Raw genomic sequence first — 18,554 nt, 5'->3', positions numbered from 1 at the left:
GTCACTACGTGCGGGCGCCCTCGCCGGTCTCGCTGTCCGCGGCCACCTCGGCCGACTGCTGCTTCGGGATCTCGACGGCTTCCGCCGCCGGAGCCTCCTCGGCAACAGGCGCGGCCTCGTCGGCCGCGCCGGACTTCGCCGTCGGATCCTCCGGCGCGACCTCCGTGGTCACAACCTCGTCCTTACGACGAAAAAACCGATCAAAAACGCCCATGTCTACTCCCGTAACGTTACTCGTGTGAGTGAAGTTCCGCGGTGGCCGGACCGGCCTGCGCCGGGCGTACGCGGGGCGTATGCCCGGCCGGAACCTCGCCAGGGCAACGACGCCGACCGCACCCCGTCACGTAGCTCGATCGGGTACATGCCCGTGCCTTGACCAGGGGCTGCGAGACTGGTGCCGTGAGGAAAGCAGCCCCCGCCCCGCGGGTCATCGCCGTCGTCGGTCCCACCGCGGCAGGAAAGTCCGACCTGGGCGTAGCCCTGGCCCGCCATTTCGACGGCGAAGTCGTCAACGCCGACTCCATGCAGCTGTACCGGGGGATGGACATCGGCACCGCCAAACTGACGACCGAGGAGCGCGGCGGCGTCCCGCACCACCTCCTCGACATCTGGGACGTCACCGACACCGCCAACGTCGCCGACTACCAGCGACTGGCCCGCCTGGAGATCGACAGGCTGCTCGCCGAGGGCCGCACCCCCGTACTCGTCGGCGGATCCGGCCTGTACGTCCGCGGCGCCCTGGACGTCATGGAGTTCCCCGGCACCGACCCGGAGGTCCGCGCCCGGCTGGAGGAGGAAGCCACGCTGCGCGGCCCCGGCGCCCTGCACGCCCGGCTCGCCGCCGCCGATCCGGCCGCCGCCCGGGCCATCCTGCCCAGCAACGGCCGCCGCATCGTCCGCGCGCTGGAGGTCATCGAGATCACCGGCCGCCCCTTCACCGCCAACCTGCCCGGCCACGAGTCCGTCTACGACACCGTGCAGATCGGCGTCGACGTGGCCCGGCCGGAACTCGACGAGCGGATCGCGCTGCGCGTGGACCGGATGTGGGAGGCCGGTCTGGTGGACGAGGTCCGCGCGCTGGAGGCCCGGGGGCTGCGCGACGGAATCACCGCCTCCAGGGCGCTGGGCTACCAGCAGGTCCTCGCCGCCCTCGCGGGCGAGTGCACCGAGGACGAGGCCCGGGCCGAGACCGTCCGGGCCACCAAGAGGTTCGCCCGCCGCCAGGACTCCTGGTTCCGGCGCGACCCGCGCGTGCACTGGCTCAGCGGAGCCGTCGCCGACCGGGGGGAACTCCCCGGACTCGCGCAGTCGTTGGTCGAACGAGCGGTCACAGCCTGATCACGTGATGGCATCGGGACGCCTCACGCGCCATGAGGGGGGCCGGGGGCGTGCCATCATCAAACTTCAGCGGGTGCGATCACCTGCGATGAACGGCGGCGTACTGAGTCCGAGTGGGGAGGGCGCGTGGCGATGGAGGCCGGCCCTCGTGACACCGGGCGGGACGACACCCGGAAGGAAGCGGACCCGATGCTTCTGGACGGGACGGACGGGCCCGCAGGGCTCGGGCTGCCCGCCGACCCGGCGCGCCTGACCCCCGACGGCCCGGACGCACCGGACTCCGCCGAGGCCCAGGCCGCGGCGGGACCCGAGTTCGAGGTCGAACTGCGTCCCCAGCGCCGCCTGCGCCTGTGGCAGATCGCCCCGATCGCGATGCTCGCCGCCACCGGTTCGCTGATGTTCGCCTTCCCGCTCGCCTTCGAGTTCGGTGACGGCGGAGCCGTGGTCGCCATGCTCGGCTTCCTGATCAGCTGCTGCGCCGGAGGCTGGGGAATGATGGCCGCCCGCCGCGTCGGCTACACGTGGCCCGGTCTCCCGGCCCGGGGGAGCGGCCGCCGCCCCGACTGGCGCATGGCCGCGCTGTACGCCGTGGTGGTACTGGCCGTCGTAAGCCTGGCCGTGTACCGGGTCGCCCGGCTCCGCTGACCGCCCCTCGGACAGCTCCACCCCTCTGAGCAGGGGCTGGGTACCATGGGCGGGTGACGCAGACCACCCTCCCCTTCCTCAAGGGCCACGGCACCGAGAACGACTTCGTGATCGTCCCGGACCCGGACAACGCCATCGAGCTGCCCGCGTCCGCCGTCGCGAAGCTGTGCGACCGACGGGCCGGAATCGGCGCCGACGGCGTGCTGCACGTCGTCCGGTCCGCCGCGCACCCGGAGGCGGCGCACCTGGCCGACGAGGCGGAGTGGTTCATGGACTACCGCAACAGCGACGGCTCCATCGCCGAGATGTGCGGCAACGGCGTCCGCGTCTTCGCCCGCTACCTCCAGCACGCCGGACACGTCGAGCCCGGCGACCTCGCCGTCGCCACCCGGGGCGGCGTCAAGCGGGTGCACCTCGACAAGACGGGCGACGTCACCGTCTCCATGGGCCGCGCCGAGCTGCCCGCCGGCGAGGTCACGGTCAGCGTCGACGCCCGGAGCTGGCCCGCGCGGAACGTGAACATGGGGAACCCGCACGCGGTGGCCTTCGTAGAGAGCCTCGACCACGCCGGCAACCTGTACGCGGCCCCCGCGTTCAGCCCGGCGTCCGCCTACCCGACCGGCGTCAACGTCGAGTTCGTCGTCGACCGCGGCCCCCGGCACGTCGCCATGCGCGTCCACGAGCGCGGCTCCGGCGAGACCCGCTCCTGCGGCACCGGCGCCTGCGCCGTCGCCGTGGCTGCCATCCGCCGCGACGGCGCCGACCCGGCCGCCACCGGCGAACCGGTCGCGTACACCGTCGACCTCCCCGGCGGAACGCTGATCATCACCGAACACCCCGACGGGCAGATCGACATGACCGGACCGGCCGTGATCGTGGCTGCGGGGGAGTTCGACAGGGCCTGGCTCACCGAAACGGCTTTCGGCTGAAGCTTCCCTCTAATGGGTGATCCGTTTCACGCTGAGCGAGAGGTGGACTGCGCCACGTGGTGGGGTCGGTAACATCAGGCACCGGCCCTGAGGGCTCACCCCATGCCCGCCACCGCCGGTCGAAGCCGCCGGAGGTGCCCATGAGTGCAGAGGCCACGAACCCCGAAGCACACCCCGAAGCGCGCCCTGAGCTCCGCAGACGTGGGCGGACCAGGCTCGATCTGCGCCGACTCGGGCGTGCGGCCCTGCTCGGGCCGACGTCCCGGGACCGGCTTCCGGACGCGATCGGCCATGTCGCCGAGGCGCATCGCGCCCACCATCCGGACGCCGATTTGTCCATTCTGCGCCGCGCGTATCTCCTCGCGGAGACCTCGCACCGCGGTCAGATGCGAAAAAGTGGTGAGCCGTACATCACACATCCGCTCGCCGTCACCCTGATCCTTGCCGAACTGGGCGCCGAAACCACCACCTTGACGGCCTCTCTGCTCCACGACACCGTCGAGGACACCGACGTGACCCTCGATCAGGTCCGTACGGAGTTCGGCGACGAGGTCTGCTTCATCGTCGACGGCGTCACCAAGGTGGAGAAGATCGACTACGGCGCCGCCGCCGAACCCGAGACCTTCCGCAAGATGCTCGTCGCCACCGGCAACGACGTCCGCGTCATGTCCATCAAACTCGCCGACCGGCTGCACAACATGCGCACGCTGGGCGTGATGCGCCCCGAGAAACAGGCCCGCATCGCCAAGGTCACCCGCGACGTCCTCATCCCTCTGGCCGAACGCCTCGGTGTCCAGGCCCTCAAGACCGAGCTGGAAGACCTCGTCTTCGCGATCCTGCACCCGGAGGAGTACGAGAGCACCCGCGCGCTCATCGCCGCCCACGCCGGCGAACGCGACCCGCTCCCCGCCATCGCCGACTCCGTACGGGCCGTCCTGCGCGACGCCGGGATCGCCGCCGAAGTCCAGGTACGACCGCGGCACTTCGTCTCCGTGCACCGCATCGCCCGCACCCGCGGCGAGCTGCGCGGCTCCGACTTCGGCCGGATCCTCGTCCTCGTCGGCGAGAACGCCGACTGCTACGGCGTCCTCGGCGAGCTGCACACCTGCTTCACCCCGGTCATCTCGGAGTTCAAGGACTTCATCGCCACCCCGAAGTTCAACCTGTACCAGTCGCTGCACACCGCCGTCGCCACGCCCGAGGGCTACGTGGCCGAGGTCATCGTGCGGACCCGGCAGATGCACCGCGTCGCCGAGGCCGGTGTGGTGGCCCTCGGCAATCCGTACGCCACCGCGACGCCCGACACCGCCGCGACCGCGACGGCCGAAACTGCCGCGACCGCGACCGCGACCGCGACGGCCGACGCCGCCACCGACCCGGACGAGGAGCGCGTGGACCCCACGCGGCCCGGCTGGCTCTCCCGGCTGCTCGACTGGCAGCAGTCCGCGCCCGACCCCGACACCTTCTGGACCGTGCTCCGGGCGGAACTCGCCCAGGACCGGGAGATCACCGTGTTCCGGGACGACGGCAGCGCCACCGGCACGATCAGCCTGCCCGCCGGGGCCAGCTGCATCGACGCCGCCTACGCGCAGCACGGCGAGGCCGCCCACGGCTGTATCGGCGCCCGGGTCAACGGGCGCCTCACCTCCCTGTCCTCCCCGCTGTCCGACGGGGACACCGTCCAGCTCCTGCTGGCGCAGGACGCCTCCTCCGGCCCCGCCGCCGAGTGGCTGGACCACGCGCGGACCCCCGCCGCCCGGATCGCCATCAGCAGCTGGCTCGAATCCCATCCCGACCGGGCCCTGGCCCCCACCTCGGCCGCGCGGGCGCCGCTCTCGGTGGTCGGGGCCCGCGGGGGCGGGGCCAACGCCGTCGCCGACCTGCCGGGCGCCACCGTGCGACTGGCCGGCTGCTGCACCCCGGTGCCGCCCGACGCCGTCGCGGGGTTCCTGGTCCGCGGCGGGGCCGTCACCGTGCACCGCATCCACTGTGCGGCGGTGGCGCAGATGCGCGCCGTGGGGCGCACCTCCGTCGCCGTGCACTGGCGGGCGACGGCCGACTGCCGGGTCACCCTGCTCGCTGAATCGTTCGGCCGCCCGCACCTGCTGGCCGACCTGACCGAAGCCATCGCCCGCGAGGGGGTCGAAGTGGTCTCCGCGACCGTGGAACCCCCGGTCGAGCAGCGGGTCCGGCACACGTACACCCTGCAGCTGCCCGACGCGGCCGGGCTGCCCGCGCTGATGCGGGCGATGCGGGACGTACCGGGCGTGTACGACGTCCGCCGGGCGTAGCCACGGCCCCGTCCGCCGGGCGCGGCCACGGCCGTCCGCCGCAGGTGGCTCCGGCCGTCCTACGCGCGAAGCCCGAGGACGTCCGTCGCGCGTAGCTCCGGCCGTCCGTCGCGCGGGGCCGCGGCGTCAGCCGGGCGTAGGCCGGGACGGCTCCGGAAGGTCCCGTTCGGGTGGACCCGTCGCGCGCCGTTCGCGACCGTGCGGCGGGCGCTGGTAAGCGATGGTGGATGCAGCTCTCCTCCCCGCGCCTGCGCGCCGCCCTGCTCGCCGCGGCCTCCCTCACCCTCGTCGCCGCCGTACTGCCCCCGCCGACGCCGCTGGGCATCGGCGACCGGCTCTTCCCGGAGCTCGGGAACCCCGGGTACGACGTGCTCTCGTACGACCTGTCCTTCGCCTACAAGGACAACCTGAGCCCGCTCGACGCGGTCACCGTCATCGACGCCCGCGCCCTGGAGCCGCTGGAGCGCATCAACCTGGACTTCACCCACGGCAAGGTGGCGTCCGTCGAGGTCAACGGGGAGCCGGCGCGGTTCGAGAGCGTGGGGGAGGACCTCGTACTGACGCCCGCGCGCCCGGTGGCCGCGCGCATGCCCCTGCGCATCACCGTCCGGCACACCAGCGACCCGCGCGGCCGCGGGGACGGCGGCTGGGTGCCCACGGAGGACGGCCTGGCCATGGCCAACCAGGCGGACGCCGCACACCGCGTCTTCCCCTGCAACGACCACCCCGCCGACAAGGCGATCTTCACCTTCCGCATCACCGCCCCGGCCGGTCTGACGGCCGTCGCCAACGGCGAGGCGGTGGCCCCCGCCCGGCGACTGGGCCCCACGACGACATGGACGTACCGGACCCGGCACCCGATGGCCACCGAGCTGGCCCAGGTCTCGGTGGGCCGCTCCGAGGTCGTGCGCGGCACCGGACCCCACGGGCTGCCTCTGCGCGACGTGGTGCCGGCCCAGGACCGCAAGCGGCTGGATCCCTGGCTGAAGAAGACCGCGGGCCACATCGCGTGGATGGAGGAGCGGGTCGGCCGCTACCCCTTCGAGAACTACGGCGTCCTCATCGCGCGGGCGACGACGGGCTTCGAGCTGGAGACGCAGACCCTCTCGCTCTTCGAGAGCAACCTGTTCTCGGGCGACGGCTACCCCGAGTGGTACGTCGAGTCCGTGATGGTCCACGAGCTCGCCCACCAGTGGTTCGGCGACAGCGTCTCCCCGCGGACCTGGTCCGACCTGTGGCTCAACGAGGGACACGCCACCTGGTACGAGGCCCTGTACGCGGACGGGCTCGGCAAGTACTCCCTGGAGCGGCGCATGCGCGAGGCGTACCAGCGCTCCGACCAGTGGCGGGCGGCGGGCGGGCCCCCGGCCGCCCCGAAGGCTGCCGCCCCCGGCGAGAAGATCGGCCTGTTCCGGCCGGTGGTCTACGACGGTGCCGCGCTCATCCTCTACGCGCTGCGGCAGGAGGTCGGGGAGCGGGCCTTCGACCGGATCGAGCGCCGCTGGGTCACGGAGAACCGGGACGGCGTCGCCGGCACGGCCGACTTCGTACGCCTGGCCTCGCAGGAGGCGGGCCGGGACCTCGGGGCCTTCCTGGAGCCCTGGCTGTACGGAGCCACCACCCCGCCGATGCCGGGGCACCCGGAGTGGAGCGGCAAGGCCGCCGCCGCTCCCGCCGGCCGGAGCGCCCGATAAAGGGTGTGACCGCTGAGGAACGGGCATGTCACCATCGACAGGACCGCGCGGGGAATCCCCCGGCGGTGTGACACGTTGGACGTGACAGTTAACGTGACACTGCTATTCGAATCGACGTAAGGATCCAATGACCTCCTCTTCTTCCCCTTCCCAGGACGCGCGGGACGCACAGGACACCCAGGACGTGCGGGATCCGCAGAGCTTCACCGAGAGCCTTCGGGCCGATGCCCTGATGGAAGAGGACGTCGCCTGGAGCCACGAGATCGACGGAGACCGGGACGGCGAGCAGTTCGAACGCTCGGAACGCGCGGCCCTGCGCCGCGTGGCCGGCCTCTCCACCGAGCTCGAAGACGTCACCGAGGTCGAGTACCGGCAGCTGCGCCTGGAGCGCGTCGTGCTGGTCGGTGTCTGGACCTCCGGCACGGTGAACGACGCGGAGAACTCCCTCGCGGAGCTCGCCGCCCTCGCCGAGACGGCAGGTGCCCTCGTACTCGACGGCGTGATCCAGCGCCGTGACAAGCCGGACCCGGCCACCTTCATCGGCTCGGGCAAGGCCCGCGAGCTGCGTGACATCGTCATGGAGAGCGGCGCCGACACCGTCGTCTGCGACGGTGAGCTCAGCCCCGGCCAGCTCATCGCCCTCGAGGACGTCGTCAAGGTGAAGGTGGTCGACCGGACCGCCCTGATCCTCGACATCTTCGCCCAGCACGCCAAGTCCCGAGAGGGCAAGGCACAGGTCGCGCTCGCGCAGATGCAGTACATGCTGCCGCGACTGCGCGGCTGGGGTGCCTCGCTGTCCCGGCAGATGGGCGGCGGCGGCGGTGGCGGCATGGCCACCCGAGGCCCCGGTGAGACCAAGATCGAGACCGACCGGCGCCGGATCCGCGAGAAGATGGCGAAGATGCGCCGGGAGATCGCGGAGATGAAGACCGGCCGTGACATCAAGCGGCAGGAACGGCGCCGCAACAAGGTGCCCTCGGTCGCCATCGCCGGATACACCAATGCGGGCAAGTCCTCGCTGCTCAACCGGCTCACGGGCGCGGGCGTGCTGGTGGAGAACGCACTGTTCGCCACCCTCGACCCGACCGTGCGCCGGGCCGAGACGCCGAGCGGCCGGGTCTACACCCTGGCCGACACGGTCGGCTTCGTCCGGCACCTGCCGCACCACCTCGTCGAGGCGTTCCGCTCCACGATGGAGGAGGTCGGGGACTCCGACCTCATCCTGCACATCGTGGACGGCTCGCACCCGGCGCCGGAGGAGCAGCTGGCGGCGGTGCGCGAGGTGATCCGCGAGGTCGGCGCGGTGAACGTGCCCGAGATCGTCGTGATCAACAAGGCGGACGCCGCGGATCCGCTCGTGCTGCAGCGGCTGCTGCGGATCGAGCGGCACTCCATCGCCGTCTCGGCGCGCACGGGCCTGGGCATCGAGGAACTCCTCGCGCTCATCGACTCCGAGCTGCCGCGGCCCGAGGTCGAGGTGGAGGCCATGGTTCCGTACACGCGCGGCTCGCTGGTCGCCAAGGCGCACGCCGAGGGCGAGGTCATCTCCGAGGAGCACACCCCGGACGGCACCCTGCTCAAGGCGCGGGTCCACCAGGAACTGGCGGCCGACCTGGCGCCGTACGCGCTCGCGAAGCACTGACCGAGCCTGACGGTCCGCCGGTCCGCCGGTCTGAGCGCCGGACCTTCTGACGGCTGAGGCCCCCCTGCACCGCAGGGGGGCCTCAGCCGTTGGGTCGTGCTCCGGAGCCGGGACTACTTGTACTTGCGGCTGACGGCGTCGAAGATGCCCTTCGCCTCCGGCCCCAGCCGGGGACCTGCCAGCCAGCCGGCCTTGGCCGGGCCGATCGAGGTGTTCGACACCAGCGCCGGCTTGCCGTCGGCGCCCGCCGCGACCCAGCCACCACCGGAGGAACCGCCGGTCATGGTGCAGCCGATGCGGTACATCACCGGGTCGGTCGCGTTCAGGGACAGCCGGCCCGGCTTGTCCGTGCACTGGAACGCGCGCTGCCCGTCGAACGGGGCCGCCGCCGGGTAACCCGTCGCCGTGATCCCCGCGACCTTCGGCACCGGCTGCGCGTTGAACTCCACGGGGAGCGCCGAACCGACGGTCTCCTCCAGGGACTTGCCGCTGCCCTTCTCGGGCGTCACGTGCAGCACCGCGAAGTCGTAGGGGGCACCCGCGCCGCCGGTCGGGCCGCCGGTCGCGATCCACTGGTCGGAGGTCTGGGCCCAGTCGCTCCACCAGACGCCGTACGGGGCCACCTGCTCGCGGGGCGCGCCCTTGAGCTGCGCCGCGGGCTTGCCCGCGTTGTTGTAGGACGGGACGAAGGCGATGTTGCGGTACCAGCCGCCGGACTTGCCCGCGTGCACGCAGTGGCCCGCCGTCCAGACCATGTTGGACTTGCCGGGGTGGGCCGGGTCCTTGACCACGGTCGCCGAGCAGACCATCGAGCCCTCGGGGCCGTCGAAGAAGACCTTGCCGGACTCCGGAACGCTCTGGTGGTAGGGCGGGTTGGCCTGCTTGGCCGCCACCGGCGCCGGGGTCGGGTCGGTGACGCCCTGGTCCTTGCCCGCGTCCGGGTCGACGGCCGGGCGCTGCGGCTGCTCGGCGTCACGCATGCGGTCCGGGTCCCACAGGTCCTCGATGATCGGGTTGATGTAGTCGCCCGCCTCGCGGAGCCAGTCCTCCTTCTTCCAGTTCTTCCACTCACCGCCCTTCCACTTCTCCAGGTCGATGCCGTGTTCCTTGAGCTTGTCCTTGAGCTGGTCGGGGATCTTTATCCCGTCCGTGTTGGGCAGGCTCACCGCCACGGTCGGCTTGGCGTCGCCGCCGGCCTCCCCGTCGCCGGGGCCGCAGGCAGCCGCGGTCAGCGCGAGCGTGGCCGCGCACAGGATCGCGGTGACCGGTCGGTTCGGTCGCATGTCTTTCGTCCCCCTGGGAGTTCGAGGCGTGGAGTGCGTCCCCCACTATGCCGCTGCCGCCCAGGACGACACAGGCCGGGGCCGCGGTTCCTGGCGCTCGGCCCTTGCGGGACAAGGATCTTGAGTCAACCCGTGATCCCTCGCCGTCACCGTCGTTGGTACGTACGGGGGATGGGGGAGCAGCGTTCATGTTCGAGACGCAATCCGGAAGAGCAATCACTGCGGGAGGACCGACACTCGTGGCTGTCACCGAGCCGGCCGCGGCGGCGGCCGCGACAGAGATCCCGCCGCAAGCGCCGCCGCAAGGGCCGTCCCAGGTGCCGGGGCAGGTGCCGGCGCCGGGAAACCGGGTCCCGGGCGCGGGCGGTCCGGGCGGCTCCGTCGCCCCCGAGGCGATCCTGCGCAGGCAGGCACAACGGGAGTCGGCGGCGCGGACGTACGCCCGCTCGCTGCCCATCGTCCCGGTGCGGGCCCGCGGACTGACCATCGAGGGCGCCGACGGGCGGCGCTACCTCGACTGCCTCTCCGGCGCCGGCACCCTCGCCCTCGGGCACAACCACCCGGCGGTGCTCGAAGCCATCCGGGGCGTCCTCGACTCGGGCGCCCCGCTGCACGTGCTGGACCTCGCGACCCCGGTCAAGGACGCCTTCACCACCGAGCTGTTCGCCAACCTGCCGCCCGCACTGGCCGCGGACGCGCGCATCCAGTTCTGCGGGCCGGCCGGTACGGACGCCGTGGAAGCCGCCCTCAAACTGGTACGCACCGCGACCGGACGCCCCGGGCTCCTCGCCTTCACCGGCGCCTACCACGGCATGACCGCCGGGGCGCTGGACGCCTCCGGGGGCGCCCCCGAGGTCCGGGTGACCCGGCTGCCCTACCCGCAGGACCTCCGCTGCCCGTTCGGCGTCGGCGGCCCCGAGGGCGCGGAACTCTCCGCGCGTTGGACGCAGAACCTGCTGGACGACCCGAAGGGCGGGGTGCCCGCCCCGGCAGGCATGATCGTCGAACCCGTGCAGGGCGAGGGCGGGGTGCTGCCCGCCCCGGACGGCTGGCTGCGCCGGATGCGCGAGATCACCGCGGAGCGGGGGATCCCGCTGATCGCCGACGAGGTGCAGACGGGGGTCGGCCGGACCGGCGCCTTCTGGGGGGTCGACCACGCCGGGGTGGTGCCCGACGTGATGGTCCTCTCCAAGGCGATCGGCGGCAGCCTGCCGCTCGCGGTGATCGTGTACCGGGCGGACCTGGACGTCTGGGCCCCCGGGGCACACGCGGGCACCTTCCGCGGCAACCAGCTGGCCATGGCGGCCGGTACCGCCACGCTCGCCTTCGTCCGCGAGAACCGGCTCGCCGAGCGCGCCGCCGCCCTGGGGGAGCGGATGCTGGCCGCCCTGCAGGGGCTGGCCTGCGCCCACCCCTGCATCGGTGACGTCCGGGGCCGCGGACTGATGATCGGCGTCGAACTCGTCGACCCCGACACCGGGGCCGCCGCACCGGCCCTCGCCGCCGCCGTCCGCCAGGAGTGCCTGGACCGCGGGCTGATCGTCGAGCTCGGCGGCCGCCACGGCGCCGTGGTCCGGCTGCTGCCCCCGCTGACCCTGACCGACGAGCAGGCCGCGGCGGTCCTCGACCGCCTGGCCGACGCCATCCCGGCCGCCGTCCGGCGGACCCACTGACCCGCACCCCGAGGACCCGCGATGCCAGACCCGCACCACTCCAGCCCCGTCACCGGGACCCAGCCCGACCCGTCGCCCGCGGGGCCGGCCCCCGACCGGCCCGCCGCCCGGCCGGGCCCGGCGCGGCCGGAGCCGTTCCCGGACCCCGGGTCCACCGCGCCGGCGCATCCCGCTCCGCCGACCCTCGCCGCCCCCGTACGGGAGCCCGCCGAGCCGCAGTCCCCGATGCCGCGGCCCGACACCACCGCGACCGAGGCGGCCGAGCTCGCGGGCGGCCCGACGGCGCGGCCCGTACCGGCCGAGGACACACCGGCCCCGCCCCCGGCCGGAACACCGGCCCACGCTGACGCGGCCACGGTCGAGCCTCCGCCGCCGAGCCCGGCAAGAGCACCCCGCGCGCCGGCCGAGCAGGCCCGCGCGCCCCTGGCCGCCACCGACGCGGCGGCCACCGTCCCGCGGCAGAAGGACGGCACGCCCCGATTGCGCTCCGTGTGGACGAGCCCCCTGCGGCTGGAGCCGACCACCCTGCCCGACCTCCTGAACCACCCCGATCCGGCCGTCGCCGCCGAGACCGCGGCGGTGGAGAACCTGCTGCGCTGCTGGGTCCGCGAATCCGGGCTCGGCCGCCCCGACGCCCCCGCCGGAACTCCCCTGCGCATCCCCCTTCCCGCTTCGGGAACCGCCCTGCTCGTTCCCGTCCGCCACTGGTCGCACGCCGGCTGGCACCGCTTCGGACCGGCCCGGTTCGAAGGCACGACCGCCTCCGCCCCCTCGCTCGACGCCGTCACCGTCGCCGCGCTCATCGCCCGGGAGGGCACGAGCGGCGGCCGCGGAGCCGCCGACCTCGTCGGCCGGGTCGCCGACTCGGTCCGCCGAACCGCCGAGTTCATCGCCGACCGGCGAGAACGCCCCACCGCCCCGGCCCCCGTGGGCGGGGACCGCTTCCTCACCGCCGAACAGTCACTCCTCCTCGGTCACCCCCTCCAGCCGGACCCCAAGAGCCGCGAAGGACTCTCCGAGGCCGAAGCGCGCCGCTACTCACCCGAACTCCACGGCTCCTTCCCCCTGCACTGGTTCGCGGTCGAACCGGCCGTCCTCGCCGGTGAATCGGCCTGGACCGAGAGCGGCCGCCCCGTCTCCGCACCCCAGCTCCTCGGCCGGCTCGCCCCCGGACTTCCGCTGCCCCCCGGCACCACCCCTCTTCCCCTGCACCCCTGGCAGGCCCGCGACCTGCTCCAGCGCCCCGCCGTCGCCGCCCTCCACGACGCGGGACTCCTGCACGACCTGGGCCCGCACGGCGAACCCTGGTACCCCACCTCCTCCGTCCGCACCGTCCACCGCCCGGGCGCCCCCGCGATGCTCAAGCTCTCCCTGGGCCTGCGCATCACCAACTCCCGCCGCGAGAACCTCCGCAAGGAACTCCACCGCGGCGTCGAGGTGCACCGGCTGCTCCGCACCGGCCTCGCCGAGCAGTGGCAAGCCGCCCACCCCGGCTTCGACATCGTCCGCGACCCCGCCTGGGTCGCCGTGGACGCCCCGGACGGCACCCCCGTCCCCGGCCTGGACGCCCTGCTGCGCCACAACCCCTTCCGCTCGGGCGACGACCCCGTCTGTATCGCCGCACTCACCGCTCCCCGCCCGTGGCCCGGCCGCACCACCATGAGCTCACGCCTATCCGAGCTCATCACCGGTCTCGCCGACGCCACCGGACACACCACGTCCGCCGTCGCCGCCGAGTGGTTCCTGCGCTACCTCGACCACGTGGTCCTGCCGGTCCTCGCCTTCGACGCACTCGCCGGTATCGCCCTCGAAGCGCACCAGCAGAACACCCTGGTCCTCCTCGACCCGGCCGGCTGGCCCATCGGCGGCCGCTACCGCGACAACCAGGGCTACTACTTCCGCGAATCCCGCCGCGCAGAACTGGAGCACCGGCTCCCCGGCATCGGAAGCGCCAGCGACACCTTCGTCTCCGACGCCGTCACCGACGAACGCTTCGCCTACTACCTCGGCATCAACAACGTGCTCGGCCTCATCGGCGCCTTCGGATCCCAGCGACTCGCGGACGAACGCGTTCTGCTCGCCGCCTTCCGACGCTTCCTCGCCAAGGCCGCAGGCCTCGGCCCGCTCCCCACCCAGCTGCTCGACTCGCCCACCCTGCGCTGCAAGGCGAATCTGCTCACCCGCCTGGGCGGCCTCGACGAGCTGGTCGGACCCGTCGACACCCAGTCCGTCTACGTCACCATCACCAACCCCCTCCACGATTGACGCGTCGGCTCCGACGCGGAGAAGAGCCCCCGATGCCCACCACCGGCACCCCGGCCCCCGCCGCCGGATCCACCCACGCCGCCTTCACCGCCTACGCAACCCGTACCGCCACCGGCGTCCTGGAACATCTCGAAGGCAGGCCTGAACCACGCCTCAACGCACACTTGTTGCCCCTGCTCGCCGAGGCCGATCTGCTCGACTCCCCGGCCACCTGGGGCAGCGTCAGCACACCCGCCGGAGCCTTCCGCCTCGAACCCGTACGACCGGGCCGCGACCTGGAACTCCTCGCGGGCTGGATGAACGACCCCGAGGTGGCCGCCTACTGGGAGCTCGCCGGCCCCGCCGCGGTCACCGCCGCGCACCTGCGGGCCCAGCTCGACGGCGACGGCCGGAGCATTCCCTGCCTCGGTCTCCTCGACGGCACGCCGATGAGCTACTGGGAGATCTACCGGGCCGACCTCGACCGGCTCTCCCGGTACTACCCGGCGCGCCCCCACGACACGGGTATCCACCTGCTCATCGGAGACGGCACGAACCGCGGCCGCGGACTGGGAACGGCTCTGCTGCGCGCCGTCGCCGACCTGGTCCTGGGCAACCGCCCCCGCTGCACGCGCGTCGTCGCGGAACCCGACATCCGCAACACCCCCTCCGTATCGGCCTTCCTGAACTCCGGCTTCCGCTGCTCCGCGGAAATCGACCTTCCCGAGAAGCGGGCCGCCCTGATGGTCCGGGAGCGGGTGCTGCGCAATCTCCTCTGAGTGCCACCCCGCAAGCCCCGACCGTCGTCGGCCGCTTCGCACCTCTCCCTTCGATAACTCTGCGTGACGAAGCAAAGTTCCCGATCTTCGAGGAGTCCCGTGCCGCACTTCCCCGCAGCCCCCGACGCGTCCGAGCCCGCCGTGCCCCCGTCCCCCCAGCACCCCATCACTCCACCCGAACTCAACCGTGCGACCTGGGACTTCGCCGCGCGTCGGCTGCTCGCCAAGATGCTCGGCGAGTTCGCGTACGAGGAGATCATCCGGCCCGTCCCCGCACCGGCGGCCGCCGGCGACGCCTGGACCCTGACCCTCGACGACGGCAGCAGCCTCGGCTTCCGCGCCCGCCGCCGCTCGTACGGCAGCTGGCACGTCACCCCGGACACGATCACCCTCACCCCGCCGACGCCCGCACCGCCGTCACCGAGCGTGCCTGCCGGGGCGGACAACCCGGGCGACGTCGGGACCCCGACCCCCTTCGGGGACCCGTACGCCTTCCTCATCCGGGCCCGCACCCTCCTCGGCCTCGACGGACCCACCCTCGGCCACCTCGTCCGCGAACTGAGCGCCACCCTCACCGCCGACGCCCGGCTCGACCACAACGCCCTCACCGCCGACGTCCTCGCCGACCTCGACTACGCCGCCCTCGAAGGCCACCAGACCGGACACCCCTGGCTGGTCCCCAACAAGGGCCGCATCGGACTCTCCGCCGCAGACACCGCCGCCTGGGCCCCCGAGGCCCGCACCCGCCAGCGGCTGCCCTGGCTCGCCGCCCACACCTCGCTCGCCACCTACCGGGGCACCGCCGGCCTGGAGGACCCCGCCCGCCTCTACACCGCCGAGCTCGACCCCGTCACCCGCGCCACCTTCGACCGGACCCTGCGCGACCGCGGCCTCGACCCGCTCCACTACCTCTACCTCCCGGTCCACCCCTGGCAGTGGGACGAGGTCGTCCTCCCCCTCTTCGCCCCGGCGCTCGCCTCCGGCGCCCTGGTGCCGCTCCCCGCCGATCCCGACCTGCGCCTCCCGCAGCAGTCGGTCCGTACCTTCCTCAACCTCAGCCGGCCCGACCGGCACAGCGTCAAACTTGCGCTCTCCGTCTTCAACACCATGGTCTGGCGCGGACTGCCCAGTGACCTCACGCTCGCCGCCCCCGCCGTCACCGCCTGGATCCACTCCCTCCGCGACGGGGACCCCTTCCTGCGGGACGAGTGCAGGGTCGTCCTGCTCGGCGAGGTCGCCTCCGTCACCGTCCGCCACCCGGTCTACGACGCGCTGCCCGAGGTCCCGTACCAGTACAAGGAGCTCCTCGGCGCGATCTGGCGCGAACCCCTCACCGGCCTGCTGGCACCCGGGGAGCGCGCCCGGACCCTCGCCTCGCTCCTCCACACCGACCCGCGCGGACGCTCCTTCACCGCCGAGCTCGTCGCCCGGTCCGGGCTGGCCCCCACCGTGTGGCTGCAGCGCCTCTTCGCCGCCCTTCTGCCTCCGCTGCTCCACTTCCTCTACCGCTACGGCACCGTCTTCTCCCCGCACGGCGAGAACGCCGTCGTGATCTTCGACGAGCAGGACGTGCCGGTCCGGCTCGCGGTCAAGGACTTCGTGGACGACGTGAACATCAGCGACGAACCCCTTCCCGAGCTGGCGTCCCTGCCCGACGAGGTCCGGGCGGTCCTGCTCCGCGAGCCCGCCGACTTCCTGCCCCAGTTCATCCACTCCGGGCTCTTCATCGGCGTCTTCCGCTACCTCTCGGCCCTGTGCGAGGACCGCCTCGGCGTCCCGGAGGGCGATTTCTGGTCCCTCGTACGGGCGGAGATCCTGCGCCACCAGGCCCGCTTCCCGGAGCTCAAGGACCGCTACGAGCTCTTCGACCTGCTCGGAGAACACATCGGCCGGCTCTGCCTGAACCGGAACCGGCTCTACGAGGACGGCTACCGCGACCGCCCCGAACGCCCGCACGCCGTGCAGTACGGCACCGTCCCCAACCCCTTGTACCGGCCATGATTCCTCGCCGGTGCGCTCACTGTCAGTGCGGCCCCGTAGGGTTGGCAGTGCTATGACGAAGCCCTCCCTCCCCGACCTGCTGCACGCCGCCGTCTCCGCCGTCGGCGGCACGGAGCGCCCCGGCCAGGTGGCCATGGCCGAAGCCGTCGCCGAAGCGATCGACGACAACTCCCACCGGCTCATCCAGGCCGGTACCGGCACCGGTAAGTCCCTCGGCTACCTGGTGCCGGCCCTCGCGCACGGCGAGCGCGTGGTCGTCGCCACGGCGACGCTCGCCCTCCAGCGGCAGCTCGTCGAGCGCGACCTGCCCCGGACGGTCGACGCCCTGCATCCGCAGCTGCGCCGCCGCCCGCAGTTCGCCATGCTCAAGGGCCGGTCCAACTACCTGTGCCTGCACCGCCTGCACGAGGGTGCTCCGCAGGACGAGGAGGACGGCCTCTTCGACCAGTTCGAGGCGGCCGCACCCACCAGCAAGCTCGGCCAGGACCTGCTGCGCATGCGGGACTGGGCGGACGAGACGGAGACCGGCGACCGGGACGACCTGACCCCGGGCGTCTCCGACAAGGCCTGGTCCCAGATCTCCGTCTCCTCCCGCGAGTGCCTGGGCGCGACGAAGTGCGCGTACGGCGCCGAATGCTTCGCGGAGGCGGCCCGTGAGCGGGCCAAGCTCGCGGACGTGGTCGTCACCAATCACGCGCTGCTCGCCATCGACGCCATCGAGGGCGCTCCGGTGCTGCCGCAGCACGAGGTGCTGATCGTGGACGAGGCCCACGAGCTGGTGTCCCGGGTGACCGGGGTCGCCACCGGCGAGCTCACCCCGGGGCAGGTCAACCGGGCCGTGAAGCGTGCCGCCAAGCTGGTCGACGAGAAGACCGCGGACTCCCTGCAGACCGCCTCCGAGTCCTTCGAGCGGGTCATGGAGCTGGCGCTCCCGGGCCGGCTGGAGCAGATTCCCGAGGACCTCGGCTATGCGCTGATGTCCCTGCGGGACGCTGCGCGCAATGTGATCTCGGCGATCGGAGCGACCCGGGACAAGTCCGTCCAGGACGAGGACGCGGTGCGCAAGCAGGCGCTGGCCGCCGTCGAGAGCATTCACGGGGTGGCGGAGCGGATCACCAACGGCTCCGAGTACGACGTCGTCTGGTACGAGCGCCACGACCGCTTCGGCGCCACCCTCCGGGTCGCCCCGCTGTCGGTGTCCGGGCTGCTGCGCGAGAAGCTGTTCGAGGACCGTTCCGTGGTGCTGACCTCCGCCACCCTCAAGCTGGGCGGCGACTTCAACGGGGTCGCGGCGTCCCTGGGACTGTCCCCCGAGGGCGTCGAGGGGGACGACGTGCCCGTGTGGCGGGGCCTCGATGTCGGCTCGCCCTTCGACTACCCGAAGCAGGGCATCCTCTACGTTGCCAAGCACCTGGCCACGCCGGGCCGCGAGGGGACCCGCGGCGACATGATGGACGAGCTCGCCGAGCTGATCCAGGCGGCCGGCGGCCGCACCCTCGGCCTCTTCTCCTCCATGCGCGGCGCCAAGGCCGCCGCCGAGGAACTGCGCGGCCGGCTCGACAACCCGATCCTGCTCCAGGGCGAGGAAACCCTCGGCGAGCTGATCAAGTCCTTCGCAGCCGACCCGAAGACCTGCCTGTTCGGGACGCTGTCCCTCTGGCAGGGCGTGGACGTACCGGGACCCAGCTGCCAGCTCGTGGTGATGGACCGGATCCCCTTCCCGCGTCCCGACGACCCGCTGATGAGCGCCCGCCAGAAGTCGGTCGAGGAGCACGGCGGCAACGGCTTCATGGCCGTCGCCGCCACGCACGCCGCCCTGCTGATGGCCCAGGGCGCGGGCCGTCTCGTACGGGCCTCGGGCGACCGGGGCGTCGTCGCGGTCCTGGACCCCAGGCTGGCAACGGCCCGGTACGGCAGCTTCCTGCGGGCCACGCTGCCGGACTTCTGGTACACCACGGACCGCAACCAGGTCCGCCGCTCCCTGGCGGCGATCGACGCGACGGCCAAGGCCGACGGCGCGTAGTCCACGGGCCGG

The 18,554-nt window shown here is 72.9% G+C and carries 13 protein-coding genes; 11 read left to right on the top strand and 2 right to left on the bottom strand.

The window, feature by feature from the left end:
• Window positions 1–4: 4 nt before the first annotated feature.
• Window positions 5–172, bottom strand: coding sequence for a gliding motility protein (locus tag B6R96_RS36750; RefSeq protein WP_335755525.1), 168 nt, complete (start codon window positions 170–172; stop codon window positions 5–7).
• 227 nt (window positions 173–399) lie between these two features.
• Here B6R96_RS36750 and miaA point away from each other — a divergent pair, with 227 nt between their 5' ends.
• From miaA to hflX, 6 genes are all read left to right on the top strand, one after another.
• Window positions 400–1,338 carry a tRNA (adenosine(37)-N6)-dimethylallyltransferase MiaA gene (gene miaA, locus B6R96_RS09665; protein ID WP_030389405.1) on the top strand — a complete coding sequence of 313 codons (939 nt, stop codon included), beginning with the start codon at window positions 400–402 and terminating at the stop codon, window positions 1,336–1,338.
• Window positions 1,339–1,470: 132 nt separating this feature from the next.
• Window positions 1,471–1,983, top strand: coding sequence for a hypothetical protein (locus B6R96_RS09660; protein ID WP_199816029.1), 513 nt, complete (start codon window positions 1,471–1,473; stop codon window positions 1,981–1,983).
• A gap of 53 nt (window positions 1,984–2,036) precedes the next feature.
• Entirely contained in the window at window positions 2,037–2,912 is an 876-nt protein-coding gene (dapF, locus tag B6R96_RS09655) for a diaminopimelate epimerase (RefSeq protein ID WP_081522262.1), read from the top strand.
• 140 nt (window positions 2,913–3,052) lie between these two features.
• Window positions 3,053–5,203 carry a RelA/SpoT family protein gene (locus B6R96_RS09650; RefSeq protein ID WP_081522261.1) on the top strand — a complete coding sequence of 717 codons (2,151 nt, stop codon included), beginning with the start codon at window positions 3,053–3,055 and terminating at the stop codon, window positions 5,201–5,203.
• A gap of 227 nt (window positions 5,204–5,430) precedes the next feature.
• Window positions 5,431–6,897: a M1 family metallopeptidase gene (locus B6R96_RS09645; protein ID WP_081522260.1), complete on the top strand. Its 1,467-nt coding sequence runs from the start codon at window positions 5,431–5,433 to the stop codon at window positions 6,895–6,897.
• A gap of 127 nt (window positions 6,898–7,024) precedes the next feature.
• Window positions 7,025–8,539, top strand: a complete 1,515-nt coding sequence (gene hflX, locus B6R96_RS09640) for a GTPase HflX (protein ID WP_030389410.1) — start codon at window positions 7,025–7,027, stop codon at window positions 8,537–8,539.
• Window positions 8,540–8,652: 113 nt separating this feature from the next.
• Here the strand turns inward: hflX and B6R96_RS09635 are convergent, their stop codons facing one another.
• Window positions 8,653–9,822 carry a trypsin-like serine peptidase gene (locus B6R96_RS09635; protein WP_030389411.1) on the bottom strand — a complete coding sequence of 390 codons (1,170 nt, stop codon included), beginning with the start codon at window positions 9,820–9,822 and terminating at the stop codon, window positions 8,653–8,655.
• 188 nt (window positions 9,823–10,010) lie between these two features.
• Here B6R96_RS09635 and B6R96_RS09630 point away from each other — a divergent pair, with 188 nt between their 5' ends.
• The 5 genes from B6R96_RS09630 (at window position 10,011) to B6R96_RS09610 (ending at window position 18,542) form a co-directional block, all read left to right on the top strand.
• Window positions 10,011–11,495: a diaminobutyrate--2-oxoglutarate transaminase family protein gene (locus tag B6R96_RS09630; protein ID WP_237291391.1), complete on the top strand. Its 1,485-nt coding sequence runs from the start codon at window positions 10,011–10,013 to the stop codon at window positions 11,493–11,495.
• Window positions 11,496–11,516: 21 nt separating this feature from the next.
• Complete coding sequence (locus B6R96_RS09625) at window positions 11,517–13,760, top strand: IucA/IucC family protein (RefSeq protein ID WP_237291390.1); 2,244 nt, start codon at window positions 11,517–11,519, stop codon at window positions 13,758–13,760.
• 32 nt (window positions 13,761–13,792) lie between these two features.
• Entirely contained in the window at window positions 13,793–14,518 is a 726-nt protein-coding gene (locus tag B6R96_RS09620; RefSeq protein WP_081522258.1) for a GNAT family N-acetyltransferase, read from the top strand.
• A 99-nt stretch (window positions 14,519–14,617) separates the two neighbouring features.
• Window positions 14,618–16,519, top strand: coding sequence for an IucA/IucC family protein (locus B6R96_RS09615; protein ID WP_081522257.1), 1,902 nt, complete (start codon window positions 14,618–14,620; stop codon window positions 16,517–16,519).
• 52 nt (window positions 16,520–16,571) lie between these two features.
• Window positions 16,572–18,542: an ATP-dependent DNA helicase gene (locus B6R96_RS09610; RefSeq protein WP_081522256.1), complete on the top strand. Its 1,971-nt coding sequence runs from the start codon at window positions 16,572–16,574 to the stop codon at window positions 18,540–18,542.
• Window positions 18,543–18,554: the final 12 nt, after the last annotated feature.

It is taken from the genome of Streptomyces sp. Sge12 (assembly GCF_002080455.1).
Lineage (GTDB): Bacteria > Actinomycetota > Actinomycetes > Streptomycetales > Streptomycetaceae > Streptomyces.
The sequence above is the reverse complement of the archived record's forward strand: the minus strand, read 5'-3'. Positions and strand labels throughout refer to the sequence as shown.